Annotated in this window: 19 protein-coding genes; 12 read left to right on the top strand and 7 right to left on the bottom strand. The window is 70.7% G+C overall.

Annotated elements, in window-relative coordinates:
* Window positions 1–2 precede the first annotated feature (2 nt).
* The 4 genes from BJP65_RS05815 to BJP65_RS05800 are packed head-to-tail and all read left to right on the top strand — an operon-like array spanning window position 3 to window position 2441.
* A complete protein-coding gene (locus BJP65_RS05815; RefSeq protein WP_070408525.1) occupies window positions 3–533 on the top strand; it encodes a DUF3060 domain-containing protein in 531 nt (176 codons plus the stop codon).
* Window positions 530–808, top strand: coding sequence for a DUF4190 domain-containing protein (locus BJP65_RS05810; protein ID WP_055833947.1), 279 nt, complete (start codon window positions 530–532; stop codon window positions 806–808). Before BJP65_RS05815 ends, BJP65_RS05810 begins: the two co-directional genes overlap by 4 nt.
* Window positions 805–1524: a response regulator transcription factor gene (locus BJP65_RS05805; protein WP_070408524.1), complete on the top strand. Its 720-nt coding sequence runs from the start codon at window positions 805–807 to the stop codon at window positions 1522–1524. Before BJP65_RS05810 ends, BJP65_RS05805 begins: the two co-directional genes overlap by 4 nt.
* The gene (locus BJP65_RS05800) at window positions 1521–2441 is read left to right on the top strand and encodes a sensor histidine kinase KdpD (RefSeq protein WP_258027532.1); all 921 of its coding nucleotides are present in this window, start codon (window positions 1521–1523) and stop codon (window positions 2439–2441) included. Before BJP65_RS05805 ends, BJP65_RS05800 begins: the two co-directional genes overlap by 4 nt.
* A gap of 36 nt (window positions 2442–2477) precedes the next feature.
* On the opposite strand, the gene BJP65_RS05795 is transcribed toward BJP65_RS05800, so the two are convergent.
* Window positions 2478–3398, bottom strand: a complete 921-nt coding sequence (locus tag BJP65_RS05795; protein WP_070408523.1) for an alpha/beta fold hydrolase — start codon at window positions 3396–3398, stop codon at window positions 2478–2480.
* 65 nt (window positions 3399–3463) lie between these two features.
* On the opposite strand from BJP65_RS05795, the gene tsaB reads away from it, so the two are divergent.
* From tsaB to BJP65_RS05775, 4 genes are read left to right on the top strand one after another with little or no spacing between them, the layout of a single operon-like run.
* Complete coding sequence (gene tsaB, locus BJP65_RS05790; protein ID WP_070408522.1) at window positions 3464–4096, top strand: tRNA (adenosine(37)-N6)-threonylcarbamoyltransferase complex dimerization subunit type 1 TsaB; 633 nt, start codon at window positions 3464–3466, stop codon at window positions 4094–4096.
* A complete protein-coding gene (gene rimI / locus BJP65_RS05785; RefSeq protein WP_070408521.1) occupies window positions 4096–4689 on the top strand; it encodes a ribosomal protein S18-alanine N-acetyltransferase in 594 nt (197 codons plus the stop codon). Before tsaB ends, rimI begins: the two co-directional genes overlap by 1 nt.
* On the top strand, window positions 4689–5789 hold the full coding sequence (gene tsaD, locus BJP65_RS05780) for a tRNA (adenosine(37)-N6)-threonylcarbamoyltransferase complex transferase subunit TsaD (RefSeq protein WP_070408520.1): 1101 nt from the start codon (window positions 4689–4691) through the stop codon (window positions 5787–5789). The genes rimI and tsaD overlap by 1 nt, the downstream gene beginning before the upstream one ends.
* On the top strand, window positions 5786–6232 hold the full coding sequence (locus BJP65_RS05775; RefSeq protein ID WP_070408519.1) for a hypothetical protein: 447 nt from the start codon (window positions 5786–5788) through the stop codon (window positions 6230–6232). Before tsaD ends, BJP65_RS05775 begins: the two co-directional genes overlap by 4 nt.
* Window positions 6233–6241: 9 nt before the next feature.
* Here BJP65_RS05775 and BJP65_RS05770 read toward each other — a convergent pair whose 3' ends face one another.
* On the bottom strand, window positions 6242–7429 hold the full coding sequence (locus BJP65_RS05770) for a class I SAM-dependent methyltransferase (protein WP_070408518.1): 1188 nt from the start codon (window positions 7427–7429) through the stop codon (window positions 6242–6244).
* A 129-nt stretch (window positions 7430–7558) separates the two neighbouring features.
* Here BJP65_RS05770 and groES point away from each other — a divergent pair, with 129 nt between their 5' ends.
* The 3 genes from groES (at window position 7559) to BJP65_RS05755 (ending at window position 10424) form a co-directional block, all read left to right on the top strand.
* Window positions 7559–7855 (top strand): co-chaperone GroES, encoded by a 297-nt coding sequence (groES, locus tag BJP65_RS05765; RefSeq protein WP_039394204.1) that lies wholly within the window; start codon window positions 7559–7561, stop codon window positions 7853–7855.
* Between the two features lie 138 nt (window positions 7856–7993).
* Complete coding sequence (rarD, locus tag BJP65_RS05760) at window positions 7994–8935, top strand: EamA family transporter RarD (protein ID WP_055936180.1); 942 nt, start codon at window positions 7994–7996, stop codon at window positions 8933–8935.
* A gap of 205 nt (window positions 8936–9140) precedes the next feature.
* The gene (locus BJP65_RS05755) at window positions 9141–10424 is read left to right on the top strand and encodes an ABC transporter substrate-binding protein (RefSeq protein ID WP_070408517.1); all 1284 of its coding nucleotides are present in this window, start codon (window positions 9141–9143) and stop codon (window positions 10422–10424) included.
* A gap of 168 nt (window positions 10425–10592) precedes the next feature.
* Here the strand turns inward: BJP65_RS05755 and BJP65_RS05750 are convergent, their stop codons facing one another.
* From BJP65_RS05750 to BJP65_RS05730, 5 genes are all read right to left on the bottom strand, one after another.
* The gene (locus tag BJP65_RS05750) at window positions 10593–11330 is read right to left on the bottom strand and encodes a hypothetical protein (RefSeq protein ID WP_156784825.1); all 738 of its coding nucleotides are present in this window, start codon (window positions 11328–11330) and stop codon (window positions 10593–10595) included.
* Between the two features lie 104 nt (window positions 11331–11434).
* Complete coding sequence (locus tag BJP65_RS05745) at window positions 11435–12217, bottom strand: ABC transporter ATP-binding protein (protein WP_055833979.1); 783 nt, start codon at window positions 12215–12217, stop codon at window positions 11435–11437.
* Window positions 12217–13149 carry an ABC transporter ATP-binding protein gene (locus tag BJP65_RS05740; RefSeq protein ID WP_055833982.1) on the bottom strand — a complete coding sequence of 311 codons (933 nt, stop codon included), beginning with the start codon at window positions 13147–13149 and terminating at the stop codon, window positions 12217–12219. Before BJP65_RS05740 ends, BJP65_RS05745 begins: the two co-directional genes overlap by 1 nt.
* Window positions 13142–14122, bottom strand: coding sequence for a branched-chain amino acid ABC transporter permease (locus BJP65_RS05735; protein ID WP_055936190.1), 981 nt, complete (start codon window positions 14120–14122; stop codon window positions 13142–13144). The genes BJP65_RS05740 and BJP65_RS05735 overlap by 8 nt, the downstream gene beginning before the upstream one ends.
* Before the next feature lie 11 nt (window positions 14123–14133).
* A complete protein-coding gene (locus BJP65_RS05730) occupies window positions 14134–15432 on the bottom strand; it encodes a branched-chain amino acid ABC transporter permease (protein ID WP_070408515.1) in 1299 nt (432 codons plus the stop codon).
* 300 nt (window positions 15433–15732) lie between these two features.
* Here BJP65_RS05730 and guaB point away from each other — a divergent pair, with 300 nt between their 5' ends.
* Entirely contained in the window at window positions 15733–17235 is a 1503-nt protein-coding gene (gene guaB / locus BJP65_RS05725) for an IMP dehydrogenase (RefSeq protein ID WP_055833991.1), read from the top strand.
* The last annotated feature ends 3 nt before the right edge of the window (window positions 17236–17238 follow it).

Here is a 17238-nt window from a genome sequence, read left to right as displayed (position 1 = left end):
ACATGCGCAGAACCGCCCTCTCCCTGCTCGCCGCGGGGCTCGTCGCCGGGATGCTCGCCGGCTGCTCGATCCGCGTCGACGAGGGCCAGGATGCCGTGATCTCGACGCCCGTGCCGGCGGCGACCACCGCCGCGCCCGCGGCGCCCGCTCGCACGGCACCGCCCGCCGCCCCGACGTCGACGGCCCCGACTGCCGGCGTCGACAGCACCTCGAACCTGCGCACCCGCGACGAAGCGATCGCCCTGGCCGACTCGACCATCGCGTGCACCCCCGGTCTCGTCATCCCCGACGACGGAAGGGTCGTGCGGGTCGAGGGGGCCTGCGACGACGTCACCGTGTCGGGCTTCGCGGCGGTCGTGATCCTCGACGACGTGTCGACGCTCACCGTCACGGGTGACGGGTTGGTCGTGTACGCGAAGGCCCTGACCGACCTCTCCGTCAGCGGAGACGTGAACACGGTCGTCTGGCGCGGCAGCGCGCCGCGGGTCGACGACACCGGCGTCGCGACGACCGTGCTGCGGGACGAGCGATGAGCGCCCCGCAGGCCGCATGGGCGCCGCCCGCGCGTCGCACGAACGGCCTGGCGATCGCCGCCCTCGTGCTGGGCCTCTGCGGCTTCGGTCTGCTGCCGGTGATCTTCGGCCACATCGCGCTGTCGCAGATCCGCCGCACCGGCGACGGCGGCGGTGCCCTCGCGATCGCGGGACTCGTGCTGGGGTACCTGGCCATCGCCGCCGCGGTGATCGGCGTCGTCTTCGTCGTCGCCGTGTCGGTCGGCATCCCTCTGCTGGCGACGCGTACCTCATGACGGGCGACGAGCGTCCCGGCATCCTGCTCGTCGACGATGACGAGACCATCCGCGCCGGCCTGGGCGCGTTCCTCGAACGCAGCGGGTACCGGGTGATCGTCGCCGCCGACGGGCAGGAGGCGCTGGACCTGCTGGCGGATGCCGATGTCTCGCTCGCGGTGTGCGATGTCATCATGCCGCGGGTCGACGGACGCGCGTTCGTGCGACGCGTTCGTGCCGAGGGGCGCTGGCTGCCGATCATCCTGCTGACGCAGGTGGGGGAGTCGTACGAGCGCAGCGCCGCCCTCGACGAGGGGGCCGACGACTACCTCAACAAGCCCTTCGATCCCCAGGAGCTGCTCTCGCGCGTGCGCGCCGTACTTCGGCGCACGGTTCCCGGCGAGCGTCCCCTGAGCGCGTCGTCGCGGGTGCGCGCGGGTGCGCTCGAGCTCGACCGGTCCGCCCGGCGGGTGTGGCTGGGCGGGGCGGAGCTCTCCCTCACCCCCAAGGCCGTGATGCTGCTGGACTATCTCATGACCCACCCCGGCGAGGTGCACACGCGCGACCGGCTGCTCTCGGCGTTGTGGGGGTTCGAGGTCGCCACGAGCACGCGCGCCGTCGACCACCGGGTCGCCGAGCTGCGCCGCGTGCTCGACGACGACCCCGGCGCGCCGCGCTTCATCGACACGGTGCAGAACGCGGGGTACCGCTTCGTGCACGCGGTGGTGACCCCGTGAGCCGCGCGGTGCGGATCGGTGCCGTCTGCGCCCCCGTGCTCCTCGCTGCCCTCACCGCGGGAGTGATGGCCTTGGCGGGCGAGCGCCGGGTCGTGACGGTGGCGACCGCCCTTCCGGCGGTGGTCCTGCTGCTCGGTGTCGTGGTCTCGGCCGTGATCGGTGTCGTGCTGCTCATCGGCGCGCGGCGTCGGCGCGTCGCCGCGTCGCGCGCGCGTCAGAGCGCCGAGGCGTGGGCGGCGGGCCGGGCCACCGAGCGTGAGGAGCACCGCCGGTTCCTCGCCCGCCTCGACCACGAGCTGAAGAACCCCATCACGGCCATCCGCGCCACCCTCGCCGGCGTCGATCCCGCCACCGCGCCCGCTCACGTGGCCGTGATCGACGGGCAGGCGCGGCGACTCGCGGCCCTCGTCGGCGATCTGCGCAAACTGGCCGAGATCGAGACCCGCCCGCTCGAGACCGAGCCGGTCGACCTCGAGATGCTCGTGCGCGATGCCGTCGACGCCGTGCACGACCAGCGTCCCGAGACGCGGGGGCGCATCCGCATCGTCGCCGAGCGGGTGCCGTGGGCCGTGCCGCCCCTGCCGGCCGATCCCGACCTTCTCGCCCTCGCTGTCGACAACGTGCTCGCCAATGCCGTGAAGTTCTCGACCGACGGACCGATCGAGGTCCGCCTGCGCGAAGACGCCGGCGCGGTGGTGGTCGAGGTGGCCGACACGGGTCGCGGAATCCCGGCCGACGCGCAGGAGCACGTCTTCGACGACCTCGCCCGCGCGGCCAATGCCCGCGATGTCGCCGGATCAGGGATCGGCCTGTCGCTGGTGCGCACGATCCTGCGCCGTCACGGGGGCGATGTCGACCTGCGCTCGCGAGAGGGAGCCGGAACCGTCGTGACGCTGCGATTGCCGATCGCGCGATAGCGGCGGTGCGACCCCTCGCCCGTCCGCCGACCAGGCTCAGGCGCGCGCGTCGGAGCGGCGTCGCGCCGGAGCGCGGTCGGCGGCCCACACCTCGCGCAGGGCCCGCAGGGTGAGGACGGGCTGTTCGACGTGGGCGAAGTGCCCGCTGTCGTCGAGCACACGGTCGTCGTAGTCGCGCATCAGTCGCCCCCAGGTGCGCGCATCGCGCGCGGCGACGAAGACGTCGTGCGATCCGCGCACCGACCTCACAGGGCACGCGATGCGGCGCCACACCCCGTCGTCGTGCGTGCGTGACAGGCGCGCGGCGGCGAGGAAGGCCGCGGGGCGGATCTCGGTCGCCAGGGCATCGGTGACTTCGCGGTCGACGTGCTCCGGATGCCGGAACAGCGGCCGCGACAGCGTGCGCAGCGCCCCCGTGCGGCGGAGCAGGCGCAGCAGGGGCCCAGCGAGCGGCCCGAGACCTCGCAGCACCCGCATCGCGACCACCATGCCGGCCAGCCACGGGAGCCGTACGGCGCCGGAGACCGGGCGCCGCGTCACCGCGCGTGCGCCCGCCCCGCTGGGCGACACGACACCGACGGCCACCGTCTCGCGCGGGAAGCGTGCGGCGATGTCGAGGGCGATCACCCCGCCGAGCGAGTGCCCGACCACCCGCCACCGGGGATACCCCAGCGCGCGGGCCACCGCCGCGATCGCGACCGCCAGCTCGGCCGGATCGGGGACGGGTCCCGGTGACTCGCCCCAGCCGGGCAGGTCGAGCGCGACGATATCCGACAACGGGAGCCCGAGAGCATCGGAGGCCGCGATCATCGGCTCCCAGGTGTGCCACGATCCGGCGGCACCGTGCAGCAGCACGGTCGCGACCGGACTGCCCGAACCACGCCCGGCGTGCGCCACGATCGGCCCCACCCCCGTGGGGACGACGACACGGCGCAGGTCGAGGTCGATGGCATCCATGCCCTCTCTTCGGAGCGGACGACGAAGTCGGATGGCACAGGGGAGGTGCCGGATACGCTGGAACGGTGATTCTCGGCATCGACACCTCGCTCGGCACCGCCGTGGCCGCGATCTCGCGCGACGGCGAGGTGCTCGTCGACGAGCACAGCAGCAATCCGCTCGGACACGCGGAGGTCATCGGCGACCTCTTAAGGCGGGCCAGCGCGGTCGCCCCCGCGCCCACGCACGTCGCCATCGGCATGGGTCCCGGCCCCTTCACGGGCCTGCGCGTGGGCATCGCGACCGCGCGGGTGTACGCGTTGGGGCGCGGCATCCCCGCCGTCCCCGTCCCCAGCCACGACGGCGTCGCGCTGGGCGTTCTGCTGACCGACGCCCTCACGGGCACCGACACCGGCCGCTTCGCCGTGGTGACCGACGCGCGCCGCAAGGAGTTCGCCTTCAGCATCTACGACGGCCTCGACGACGACGGGCTGCCGGTGCGCGTCACGGATGCCGCTCTCAGCCCGCGCGACGAGCTCGACGAACGCCTCGCCGCCGCCGGGGCACGCCGCTACGACGCCACCGCGGTGTCGGCCGCCATGATCGCGCTCGCCGCCGCGCGGGCGCTCGACGCCGGCCGCACCCTCGCCGACGGCGAGCCGCTGTACCTGCGCAGCCCCGACGTCGTCGCCGCCCACGCGCCCAAGCGGGTGAGCTGATGCCCACGCGCGCCGCCACCTCGGCCGACCTCGACGCGATCATGGCACTGGAGCACGCGTCGTTCCCCACCGACGCGTGGAGTCCCGCCATGATGCGCGAGGAGCTCGTCTCACCGCACGGGTGGTACGTCGTCGTCGAAGAGGCCGGCCGCCTCGTCGGCTACGCCGGCCTGCGCGCCGCGCGGGGCGCGCGGGATGCCGATATCCAGACCATCACGATCGCCGAGACGGCGCGGGGCCGAGGTCGCGGCCGGGCCCTGTTGACGGCGCTGCTCGACGAGGCCGTGCGGCGGGACGTGCACGAGGTGTTCCTCGAGGTGCGCGCCGACAACCCCGTCGCCCAGACCCTGTACGCCTCGGAGGGTTTCGCCGAGGTCGGCCGGCGTCCGCGCTACTACCAGCCCGACGACGTCGACGCCCTCGTGATGCAGCTCGACCTGCGCGGGTGGGCCACCCGCCGCGCCGAGACCCGGGGCGGTGAGCCCGCCGAGGGATCCGATCGATCCGCCGCCGTCTCGGCCACCCCGGCGCCCGAGCCCGCCGACGGAGCCGGAACCCCCGCTCCCCCCGCCACCGGAAAGGGCTGGTGCTGATGGACGCGCCCCTCGTGCTCGGCATCGAGACCAGCTGCGATGAGACCGGCATCGGCATCGTCCGCGGTCGCACGCTGCTGAGCAACACCATCGCCTCGAGCATGGACGAGCACGCCCGCTACGGCGGCGTCGTCCCCGAGGTCGCCGCCCGCGCGCACCTCGAGGCGCTGCAGCCCTCGATCGACGCCGCGCTCGCCGAGGCGGGCGTGACGCTCGCCGAGCTCGACGCGGTCGCCGTCACCAGCGGTCCCGGCCTCGCGGGTGCGTTGATGGTCGGGGTGGGGGCCGCGAAGGGCCTCGCCGTCGCCCTCGACAAGCCGCTCTACGCCGTGAACCACCTGGTCGGTCACATCGCCGCCGACATCCTCGACGACGACGCCGCCGAACTCGAGTACCCCACCGTCGCCCTGCTCGTCAGCGGGGGGCACACCTCGCTGCTGCTCGTGCGCGACCTCACCAGCGACGTCGAACTGCTCGGCGAGACCATGGACGACGCCGCGGGCGAGGCGTTCGACAAGGTCGCCCGACTACTGAAGCTGCCCTACCCCGGCGGCCCCGAGATCGACAGGGCGGCAGCCTCGGGCGATCCCACCGCGATCCGGTTCCCGCGGGGCATGTCGCGCGCCTCCGACATGGCATCCCACCGCTACGACTTCTCGTTCTCGGGCCTCAAGACCGCCGTCGCCCGCTGGGTCGAGCAGCACGAGGCCGCGGGGCAGCCGGTGCCCGTCGCCGACGTCGCGGCGTCGTTCCGCGAAGCCGTCGTCGACGTGCTCGTGACCAAGGCCCTCGACGCGTGTGCGCGCCACGACGTCCCGCGCCTGCTGCTGGGCGGCGGGGTCATCGCCAACAAGCGCCTGCGCGACGTCGCCCTCGAGCGCGCGGCGGCGGCGGGTGTGGCCGTGCGCATCCCGCCGCTGAGCCTGTGCACCGACAACGGCGCGATGATCGCCGCCCTCGCCGCGGAGCTCATCTCGTCGGGGCGCCGGCCCTCGACCCTGGCGTTCGGCGCCGACTCCACGCTGCCGGTGACCGAGATCCAGGTCGCCGAGGATCCCGATGCCGAGGCCCCCGGGCCGGGCTCCGGACGCGTCGCATGAGCGAGGCGGCCCCGCCGACGCGGCGCGCGCGCAAGGTCGCCGAGAGCGTCGAGCCCGCCGACGACCTGCGCGCCGCCATCACCCAGGCGGCGGCGTCCGCTCGGCGCGACGACGAGGGCGACCCGGAGCGCCTGCCCACGGCGCAGCTCGAGATGGCCGCCTTCGGCGATCACGTCATCCCCTACGTCCCGCCGGCGCCGCCCACCCCGCGGTCCCTGGCGCCGTGGGCGCTCGGCGTCTCGATCCTCGCCCTCGGGGCGGCCCTGTTCACCGGCTGGCTCCTGCCGCTCGGAGCGCTCGCGGCGATCATCGCCATCGTGTCGTTGCGCCGCGCGCACGACAGTCGTCGCGTCGCCGCGTGGGCGCTCGCGCTCGCGCTGACGTCGGTGGCGTTCAGCGCCGGGTGGTTGATCTGGGGGTTCTCGCAGCTCGCCGTCGTGTGACGACCGGGCTCACACCCGATCGGCCAGCAGCGCGAGCCGCTTCGAGCCGATGCGGGTGAGCAGCAGGGTCGCCGACTCGTCGCCGCGCAGCGACAGCTTCTTGCGCAGTGCGGCGGGGTCGACGTCGACGCCGCGCTTCTTGATCTCCAGGGTGCCGATGCCGCGCGCACGCAGGGCCTGGGCGAGCTTCTTCGGGTCGGCCGGGAGCTCTTCCCGCACGCGGAACGACGACACGAACGGACTTGTGAGGGCGGCGTCCGACGTGAGGTAGGCGATGCCGGGCGCGAGCATGCCCGCCTGCAGCGCGCGGGCGACCTCGCCGATCAGCCGGGCGCGGATGATCGCCCCGTCGGGTTCGTGCACGAAGGCGCCCAGCTCGCGCTGCTCGACGTCGGGGGAGTCGGCGGGGGCGGTGAGCTCCCAGGCGTCGGATCCGCGCACGACGAGAGCAGCCCGGCGCACGTTCTCGCGGGCCAGCACTCCCGACCACAGCACCAGTTCGATGGTCGACCCGTCGGCGCTGATCCACTGCGCTTCGACGTCGTCGGGAATCCGCTCGCGATCGAAACCCGGGCCGAGCTTCACGCCCCCGGGCGTGCTCTCGAGCAGAGCGAAGACCCACTCGAGCGAGGGCGACCATTCGCTCGACGACACCTGCCGCGTCTCGGAGTGCCCGGCCGTGCGGCGTGCCGGGTCGAGCCAGACGGCATCCGTCTGATCGAGGTCGGTGTCTTCGGCGCGGCCGTGCGCGACGGTCACGGTCTCGCAGAAGGGGGCGAGGTTGTACGCGGCGATCGCGGCCGTCACCTCGTCGGCGTCGACGGCGTGCACCCGGATGCCGAGCCCCGCCAGTCCGAGGGCGTCGCCGCCGATGCCGCAGCCGAGGTCGGCGACGCGGTCGAGACCGGCCGCGCGGAAGCGTCCGGCGTGGCGGGCGGCGATCGACAGGCGCGTCGCCTGCTCGAGGCCGGCGCGGGTGAAAAGCATGCGCTCGGCGAACGGGCCGAACTTGGCCGCTCCGCGCACCCGCAGACGTGCCTGACCGACGACGGCCGACACGAGATCGGGGGAGTGCCCGGCCGCGCGGAGTCGAGAGACGGCTCGGGCCGCGTCATCGGTGGACTCGATGCCGCCCACCTCGTCGAGCAGGCGGAGGCCGTCGGGCGTCAGCAGGGCGGTGAGCTCGCGGGTATCCACCGATTCAGCCTAAGCGGGCGATTGTGTTGGCACTCGCGTTGCGTGAGTGCCAGTGCTTCCCTAGACTCGAATTAGCACTCTCCCCGTGTGAGTGCTGACAAGTCTTCTGTAACGAGAAAGAGGTAGACCGTGTCGGTTTCCATCAAGCCGCTCGAGGACCGCATCGTCATCAAGCAGGTCGAGGCTGAGCAGACCACCGCGAGTGGTCTCGTCATCCCTGACACCGCCAAAGAGAAGCCGCAGGAGGGCGAGGTCGTCGCCGTCGGACCCGGCCGTATCGACGACAACGGCAACCGCGTCCCCCTCGACGTCGCCGTCGGCGACCGCGTGCTCTACAGCAAGTACGGCGGCACCGAGGTCAAGTTCGGCGCCGACGAGTACCTGGTGCTCTCGGCTCGCGACGTGCTGGCGGTCGTCGTCCGCTGATCGCGCAGTCCTGCACGAAGGCCCCGCATGCTCCGGCATGCGGGGCCTTCGTCGTTCCGTCAGCCCCGCGTCGCGAGGTGGCAGGAAAGCGGTGGGGAACGGCGGCTCGCGGCGTCGCCCCGCGCGTAGGCTGAATCGGTGACCCCCGCCGCCCCTCCTGTCTCCGGCGGCAGTACCCGCGGTGCCCTCTACGCCCTCGGTGCCTACCTGTTGTGGGGCGTCCTGCCGCTCTACTTCCTGCAGCTCAAGCCCACCGGTCCGTTCGAGGTCGTGGCGTGGCGGATCCTTCTCGCCTTCGTCTTCTGCCTGGTGCTGCTCACCGTGCTGCGCGCCTGGCGCCCGTTCCTGGCGATCGTGCGGCAACCGCGGCTCATGGCGCTCACCGCCGTGGCCGGCGTGCTCATCTACGTCAACTGGCAGACGTATCTCTACGGTGCCCTCACGAACCACGTCATCGAGACGAGCCTCGGCTACTTCATCAACCCGATCGTGACGGTGTTGCTGGGGGTGCTGGTGCTGCGCGAGCGACTGCGGGTGCTGCCGTGGATCGCGATCGGCATCGCCGTCGCCGCGGTCGTCGTCATCGTGGTGGGCTACGGCACCTTCCCGTGGATCGCGCTGACGCTGGCCTTCTCGTTCGGCTTCTACGGTCTGGTCAAGAAGCAGATCGGGCCCTCGGTCGATGCGGTGAGCGGCCTGACGCTGGAGTCGATGTGGCTGCTGCCCGTCGCCGGCGTGCAGCTGGCCGTCGTCGCGGCGTTCGGCGGTCTCACCCTCGGCACGGCGGGCACGCTGCACACGGTGCTGCTGTTGGCTGCGGGGGCGGTCACGGCCGTGCCGCTGCTGCTGTTCGCCTCGGGCGCCCGTCGCGTGCCCCTCACGGTCATCGGGTTGCTGCAGTTCGTGGCGCCGATCATCCAATTCGCGATCGGGGTGTGGGTGCTCGGCGAGGCCATGACCCTCGAGCGGTGGATCGGTTTCGCCCTGGTCTGGGTGGCGTTGATCATGCTGAGCGTCGATTCGGTCGTCGCGTCGCGCCGACAGCGCCGCGTCGTCGTCGATGTGGCGGAGCCCGTCTGACCGGCCAGATCATGCGTTTGTCGTCCCTGCCGACATATCTCCTAGTGCACCGTGACGACGCCGTGTGAAACCGTTATGCGGCCGTGATCGCGACGACTCACATCGTTAACGAACGGCAACACGCAGAAAACGCGCGGCGGCTTAGGTTTAGGACACCAGGCGGTCCTCGTGGGCTGCCCAACGTTCATTCACAGCAAGGAGCACTATGAGCGTCATCACACGTACGCGCACTGGCAAGGTCATCGGCGGCATCGCCCTGATCGGTGCCAGCGCGCTCGTCCTCGCCGGTTGCGCCGGTGGCGGCAACGACGCCGCTGCCCCCAGTGCATCGTCCGGCGGCGGCGCCGTGTCAACTGCAGACGGGACTTTCCACGTCGGCACCATCCTCCCGGCCACGGGTAACCTCGCCTTCCTCGGCCCGCCCGAGGTCGCGGGTGTCAAGCTCGCGATCCAGGACATCGAAGCCACCGGCGACGCGTTCCCGTTCACGACCGAGCTGACCGAGCGCGACTCGGGTGACACCACGACCGACATCGCGACCCAGTCCGCCACCGAGCTGGTCGACGCCGGCGCCGATGTCGTCATCGGTGCGGCTTCGTCGGGTGTGTCCTTCACCTTCGTCGACCAGCTGGTCGACGCGGGCGTCGTGCAGATCTCGCCGGCGAACACGTCGCCGGACTTCACCACCTACGCCGACGACGGGTACTACTGGCGTACCGCCCCGTCCGACGTGCTGCAGGGCCGCGTGCTCGGCAACCTGATGGTCGGTGACGGCGCGGCCAACGTCGGCGTCATCTACATCAACGACCCCTATGGCATCGGCCTCAAGGACAACGCGACCAAGGCCATCGAGGCCGCCGGTGGCGAGGTCTCGGTCGCGGTTCCCTACAACCCGGGTGACACGGTCTTCACGTCGCAGGTCGACCAGGTGCTCGCGTCGCAGCCCGACGCCGTCGCGATCATCGCGTTCGAAGAGACGTCGTCGATCATCCCGCAGCTCGTCAGCACGCAGGGCTTCCCGGCGTCGAAGGTCTACTTCGTCGACGGCAACCTGTCGAACTCGTACGAGTTCGCCGCCGGCACGCTGCAGGGCGCCAAGGGAACGCTCCCCGGCAACCCGGCCGACACGTCGTTCCAGTCGCGCCTGAAAGAGGTCGACCCCGCCCTCACCGACTTCAGCTACGCGCCGGAGTCCTACGACGCCGTCATCGTCGCCGCCCTCGCTGCGGCGCAGGCGAAGGACGACTCGGGTACGGCCATCCGCGACAACATGCAGTCCGTCTCCGAGGGTGGCGAGAAGTGCACGACGTTCGCCGACTGCCTCGCGCTCATCAACGAGGGCACGGACGTCGACTACGACGGCGTCTCCGGCCCGATCACCTTCGACGAGAACGGTGACCCGACCGAGGCGTACATCGGCATCTACCAGTACGGTGCCGACAACAAGTACACCCTGCTGAACACGGAGTTCGGCTCGCTCAACGAGTGACCTGACACCGCACGAGGGCCCGGATCCGCCAGGATCCGGGCCCTTCGGCGTTCGTGCGGGCCGGATCGGTGCCGCGCCGGCATCCGTGTCCCGGCGTGCCACAGGCTCCCGGGGCCTCGGAGGGCCCGGCGCGGCCGGCGGCAGCCCTCCGCGGCCTCGGACCCGGCGTCAGGGCGTCAGGCCGCAGACGGAGGCGGTGAAGGCGAGCAGGGCATCGGCGACCGCCTGCGGCCGGTCGAGCGGAACGACGACGTCCCGGCCGTCGACCCGCGCCACGAGGTCGAACAGGGTGCCCACCTTGTCTTCGGCTATGGCGTGGGCGTCGCAACGGATCGGCGTGACCGGCACCGCGATGGTCGTGGGGGCGTCGCCGCCGGCGACGGTGAGGCCGAGAGGCGCCTCCGTGCCCTGCGGGAAGCGCAGCAGCGGGGTCCCGCGCAGGGAGACGAGCTCGACGCTGCCCGCGGTGGCATCCGGAGTCGGCTCGATCGACAGCAGCAGAGCGGCGGTCCCGTCGCCGGACACCGACACCGCGGTGGCCGAGACGCGGGCGACGGATGCCAGGGCCTCGCGGTCGCATCGCGTCGCGCTCAGGCGGGGGAGCACCCCGAGGGCGTCGTCGACCGCCACGGTCTGCTCGAGCGTTCCCCGGTCGTCGCTCACGTCGAGCACGGCTTCCGGGGCGGCGTCGGCGGCCTCCGGATCGCAGCGCGAATCGGGGAGTGCGACGGGAAGATCGATCGTGCGCCCCGGCTGCAGCGTCTCGGGGCGTTTCGTGTCTCCGCCGCCCGTCGCGGCGAGCAGGGGCGAGCGCAGCACCGCCGAGGTCACGGTGACCGCGGCATCCGAGGTGTTCGTGACGCGGAGCTGCACGCGCCCCGAGACGATGTCGCCCCGCTGCTGCACGAGCGCGACAGACAGCGGGGGAGGCGCGGGAGGGGCCCCCGCGCATGCCGCGAGCGCGACGCCCACCAGGGTGAGCGCCGCGCTCGCGGTGTATCGACGTGGGATCAGGCCGGGGGCTCCTGGTGGTCGCGCTTGGCGTCCTCGTCGGCGGCCAGCGTTCCGAGGTACAGCTCGATGACGCGGGGATCGGTGAGCAGCTCGCGGCCGGTGCCGGTGTACGCGTCCTTGCCCTGGTCGAGCACGTAGGCCCGGTGGCAGATCTGCAGGCAGCGGCGGGCGTTCTGCTCGACCATGATGATGGTCACGCCGGCGCGGTTGATCTCGGCGACGCGCAGGAACGTCTCGTCCTGACGCACGGGCGACAGGCCGGCCGAGGGCTCGTCGAGCAGCAGCACCGACGGGTCCATCATGAGCGCGCGGCCCATGGCGACCATCTGCCGCTCACCGCCCGACAGCGACCCCGCCCGCTGGCGGCGACGCTTGCCGAGTTCGGGGAAGAGCCCCGTGACGAACTCGAAGCGCTCCGCGAAGGCCTTGGGGCGTTGGAAGAGCCCCATCTGCAGGTTCTCTTCGATCGACAGGCTCGGGAACACGTTGTTGTTCTGCGGCACCATCCCGACGCCCTTGCCCACGAGCTTGTCGGCCTTCAGCGTGGTGATGTCTTCGCCGTTGAGCAGCACGGAGCCGCCACGGATCTTCACCTGGCCGAAGATGGCCTTCAGCAGCGTCGACTTGCCGGCGCCGTTCGGGCCGATGATGCCGATCAGGTCGCCCTGGTAGGCGTCGACCGTGCAGCCGTTGAGGATGTTGACCCCGGGCAGGTACCCGGCGACCAGGTCGTCGGTGCGCAGCACCGCGGTGCGCGTGGCGGTTGCGGTGTCGGACATCAGAGCTTCCCGTCCTTCTCGTCGGCGATGAGCTCCGCTTCCGCCTCGGCGGCGGCTTCGGCTTGGATGGTCTCGAGCTGCGACGTGGTCATGTCGCCGAGATCGGTGTCGTGGTGCGCGCCCAGGTAGGCGTCGATGACGGCCTGGTCGGTCATGACGGTCTCGGGCGGCCCCTCGGCCACCACGCGACCCTCCGCCATGACGATGACCCAGTCCGAGATGTGACGCACCATGTGCATGTCGTGCTCGACGAACAGCACGCTCATCCCCTCGCTCTTGAGGTTGAGGATGTGACCCAGCAGGCTCTGCGTGAGCGCCGGGTTGACGCCCGCCATGGGCTCGTCGAGCATGACGAGCTTGGGGTCGCTCATGAGCGCGCGGGCCATCTCGAGGAGCTTGCGCTGGCCGCCCGAGAGCGACGCGGCGAAGTCCTCGCGCTTGGCGTCGAGCTTGAAGCGGCGCAGCAGGTCGTCGGCCCGTTCGGTGTTGGCCTTCTCCTGCGAGCGCCAGATCGAGGGGATCAGGGCGCGGAAGATGTTCTCGCCCTTCTGCCCACGGGCGCCCAGCAGCATGTTCTGCAGCACCGAGAGGCGCCCGAGCGACTTGGTGAGCTGGAACGTGCGCACCATGCCCTGCCGCGAGACCTTGAACGCGGGCACCCCGGCCAGGTTCGACCCCTCGAAGCTCCACCGGCCGGTGTTGGGCTTGTCGAAGCCCGTCAGCAGGTTGAACAGAGTGGTCTTGCCGGCACCGTTGGGGCCGATCAGCGCGGTGATCTGCCCGCGGGGGATCTCGAGGTGCTCGACGTCGACGGCTTTCAGGCCGCCGAACTGGCGGGTGACGCCGTCGGCGACGACGATCGGGTCGACCTTGGCGCAGCCGGGTCCGACCTCGCCCTTGACGAGCGGATGGGTGACGGTGGTGTCAGACATTGAACGACAGCTCCTTCTTGTTGCCGAAGATGCCCTGTGGTCGGAAGATCACGAGGAGCATCAGTCCGATGCCGACGAGGATGAAGCGCACCTGGCCCGCCTGGGTGGTGGACATGAAGCCCAGGATGCCGACATCGCGGAGCCCCACGATGATGCCGTTCGACAGCGACAGCAGCACCCAGAACAGGGCTGCTCCCACGATCGGTCCGAGCAGGGTGGCGGCGCCACCGAGCAGCAGTGCGGTCCAGACGAAGAAGGTGAGCGCGGTGCCGTAGTTCCCGGGCTGCACGGCGCGGGGGAGGATGAAGATCACTCCCGCGAGGCCGCCCATGACACCGCCGAGCACCAGCGCCTGCATCTTGTACGAGTAGACGTTCTTGCCGAGGCTGCGCACCGCGTCTTCGTCTTCACGGATGCCCTTGACCACACGGCCCCAGGGGCTGCGCATGAGCACGTAGACGAGCAGGGTCGCGATGATGACGAGTCCCCAGCCGAAGATGCGGACCCACCAGTCGTTCGCCGAGTAGGTCCACGGCCCGATGCCGTAGGTACCGGCCGGCAGCGGGTTCAGCGCCTGGAACTCGCGGTTGTACCCGTTGAGGCCCTGCGAGCCGCCCGTGACGTTGGTCAGGCCGACGGTCGACACGACGTAGCGCACGATCTCGGCGGCCGCGATGGTGACGATCGCGAGATAGTCGGCGCGCAGTCGCAGGGTCGGGATGCCGAGAAGGAACGCGAACAGCACCGAGGCGACGATCGCGACCAGGATCGCGAGCCACACGGGGGCCGAGAACGACAGCGTCGCGATCGCGAAGGCGTACGCGCCGACGGCCATGAAGCCCGCCTGACCGAAGTTGAGCAGACCCGCGTAGCCGAAGTGGACGCTCAGGCCGATCGCGGCGAGGGCGTAGGCCGCGGTGGTCGGGCTGATGAGCTCGCCCGCGGCGTTGTTGAAGATTGAAAGCCAGTCCATGTCGTCGTTCCTCAACCGATCCGCTCTTTACGACCGAGCACACCTTGCGGCCGGAAGAGCAGCACGCCGATGAGCACGATCAGGGCCACCGCGTACCGGAGGTCGGGTGGGATGACGATGGTGGACAGTTCCGTGATGATGCCGATGATCAGCGAACCGACCAGGGCGCCGAAGGCACTGCCCAGGCCGCCGAGGGTGACGGCGGCGAACAGCAGCAGCAGGATCGCGAAGCCCATGTCCCAGGTGACGCCGCGGTACAGGCCGTAGAGGACGCCCGAGAGGCCCGTCAGGCCACCGGCCAGCATCCAGACGATGCGGATGACGCGGTCGACGTTGATGCCGGATGCCGCGGCGAGCGACGCGTTGTCGCTGACGGCGCGGGTGGCCTTGCCGATGCGGGTTCGGGTCAGGAAGTAGGCCACCGCGCCGAGCATGACCACGCTGACGCCCATGCTGATGATCGAGGTGAGCGTGACCGTCACCGGGCCGATCGTGACGTTGTCGGTGATGCCGGTGTCGATGTTGCGCGTGCCGCCGTCGAAGAAGTAGAGGTACAGGTAGCGCAGCACGATCGACAGACCGATCGTGACGATCAGCACTTGGACCAGCCCCACCCCGCGTTTGCGCAGAGGTTTGAACAGCACGGCATCCTGTGTCCAGCCCAGCGCGACCGAGAGCGCCACGGTGAGCAGCACCGCCAGGATGATGTTCCAGCCCATGGCCGTGAACATGTAGAAGATGATCGCGCCGAAGGTGAGCATCTCGCCGTGCGCGAAATTGTTGACGCCCGTCGTGCCGAAGATCAGCGAGATGCCGATGGCGGCCAGGGCGAGCAGCAGGCCGAAGTTGAGGCCGTAGAAGAAGCGCGAGAACAACGTGTCCCAGATCGAGCCGCTCGCCGCCGTTCCCTCACCGGTGGGGAAGAGCACGTTGACCGTGTTCGTCGTTCCCACCGTGACGTCACGCGTGACGTTGTCGGGGTCGCGGGGTGCGACACCGTCGGGCAGCGTGTCGACCTGGAGCTCGGCGGTGTAGCTGCCGGGCCCGGGAACCGCGACCGACCAGCGACCGTCGGCACCGGTCGTGCCGACCTCCGAGAAGCCGGAGCCCTCGACCGAGATCTCGACGCCCTCGAGCGGTTCATCCTCGGCGCGGATGATGCCGCCGATCGTGTACTGCGATGAGACGTCGCCCGTTCCGGTCGTGGCGGCGGGTGTTGGTGCGGTGGTGGCGGCTGCGCTCGCAGGTGACGCGAAGAGCAGGCTCAGGACGGCTATCGCACTCGCGAGGAGCGAGACGACGGCAGCCATGCGGGATAGGGATCGCGATCGTGTCGCGGTGGGGGAGGAATGACCCACGGAGTCTCCAGTTCGGCAGCGCTGACGAAGTCGTCCGTCAGCTTCGACGGTCGACGCTACGAGCGTAATGTGTCGAGGGTGTTTCGCCGACCGCGTCGTTAGCGAACCGTGTCATGAGGATTGCGCGTCGCGGCCACCTGCACGGGAACAATTCCCAGGGTCCCGACGCTTAGAATTACGGGCGGAGCGCTTCGCGCGCCCCGGCCGACGTCGTCCTTTTTTCGAACAGGCGCCGCGCGCGCAGGAGGATCCATGGAGCAGCACGACCCCTTCGGTTTCATCGGACTGACTTATGACGACGTGTTGCTCCTTCCCGGGCACACCGACGTCATCCCGAGCGAGGCCGATACGTCGTCGCGTCTCACCCGTCGCATCACCGTGGCGACGCCTCTGCTCTCGAGTGCGATGGACACCGTCACTGAGGCCCGCATGGCCATCGCGATCGCCCGACAGGGCGGCATCGGCATCGTCCACCGAAACCTCTCGATCGAGGACCAGTCGTCGATCGTCGACCAGGTCAAGCGCAGCGAGTCGGGCATGGTCTCGAACCCCATCACCACGACCCCGGATGCCACGGTGGCCGAGGTCGACGCGATGTGCGCCCAGTACCGCATCTCGGGTCTGCCGGTGGTCGACCCCGACGGCGTGCTCGTGGGCATCATCACCAACCGCGACATGCGTTTCGTCTCGGGCTTCGAGCGTCAGACGACGCTGGTGAAGGACGTGATGACCAAGGACGGGCTCATCACGGGCCACGTCGGCATCCACGCCAACGACGTCATCGCGACTTTCGCGAAGCACCGGGTCGAGAAGCTCCCCCTCGTCGACGAAGACGGGAAGCTCGCCGGCCTCATCACCATCAAGGACTTCGACAAGAGCGAGAAGTACCCCCTCGCCACCAAGGACGACCAGGGTCGGCTGCGCGTCGGCGCCGCCATCGGTTTCTTCGGCGACGCCTGGCAGCGCGCCGAGGCGCTGCGCGACGCCGGTGTCGACGTCCTCGTCGTCGACACCGCCAATGGGCAGTCGGCCGGCGTCATCGACATCGTCACCCGCCTCAAGGCCGACGCGTCGTTCGCGCACATCGACGTCATCGGCGGAAACGTCGCGACGCGCGAGGGCGCTCAGGCGCTCATCGACGCGGGAGTGGATGCCGTGAAGGTCGGCGTCGGACCGGGGTCGATCTGCACCACCCGCGTCGTGGCCGGCGTGGGCGTGCCGCAGGTCACCGCGATCTACGAGGCCGCACAGGCCGCGATCCCCGCGGGCGTGCCGGTCATCGCCGACGGTGGTCTGCAGTACTCGGGTGACATCGCCAAGGCGCTCGTCGCCGGTGCCGACACCGTCATGCTCGGTTCGCTCCTCGCCGGCACCGACGAGTCGCCGGGCGAGATCGTCTTCCAGGGCGGCAAGCAGTTCAAGCAGTACCGCGGCATGGGCTCGCTCGGTGCGCTGCAGACCCGCGGCAAGAAGACGTCGTACTCGAAGGACCGCTACTTCCAGGCCGACGTGCCCAGCGACGACAAGCTCATCCCCGAGGGCATCGAGGGCCAGGTCCCCTACCGCGGCCCCGTCGCCGCGGTGGCGTACCAGCTCATCGGCGGCCTGCGTCAGTCGATGTTCTACGTCGGCGCCCGCACCGTCGAGGAGCTCAAGAGCAAGGGACGCTTCGTGCGCATCACGTCGGCGGGTCTGAAGGAATCCCACCCGCACGACGTGCAGATCGTCGTCGAGGCGCCGAACTACAAGAAGTAACGC

The organism is Microbacterium sp. BH-3-3-3 (assembly GCF_001792815.1).
Taxonomy (GTDB): Bacteria; Actinomycetota; Actinomycetes; order Actinomycetales; family Microbacteriaceae; genus Microbacterium.
This window is presented reverse-complemented; position numbering and strand designations above follow the sequence as displayed.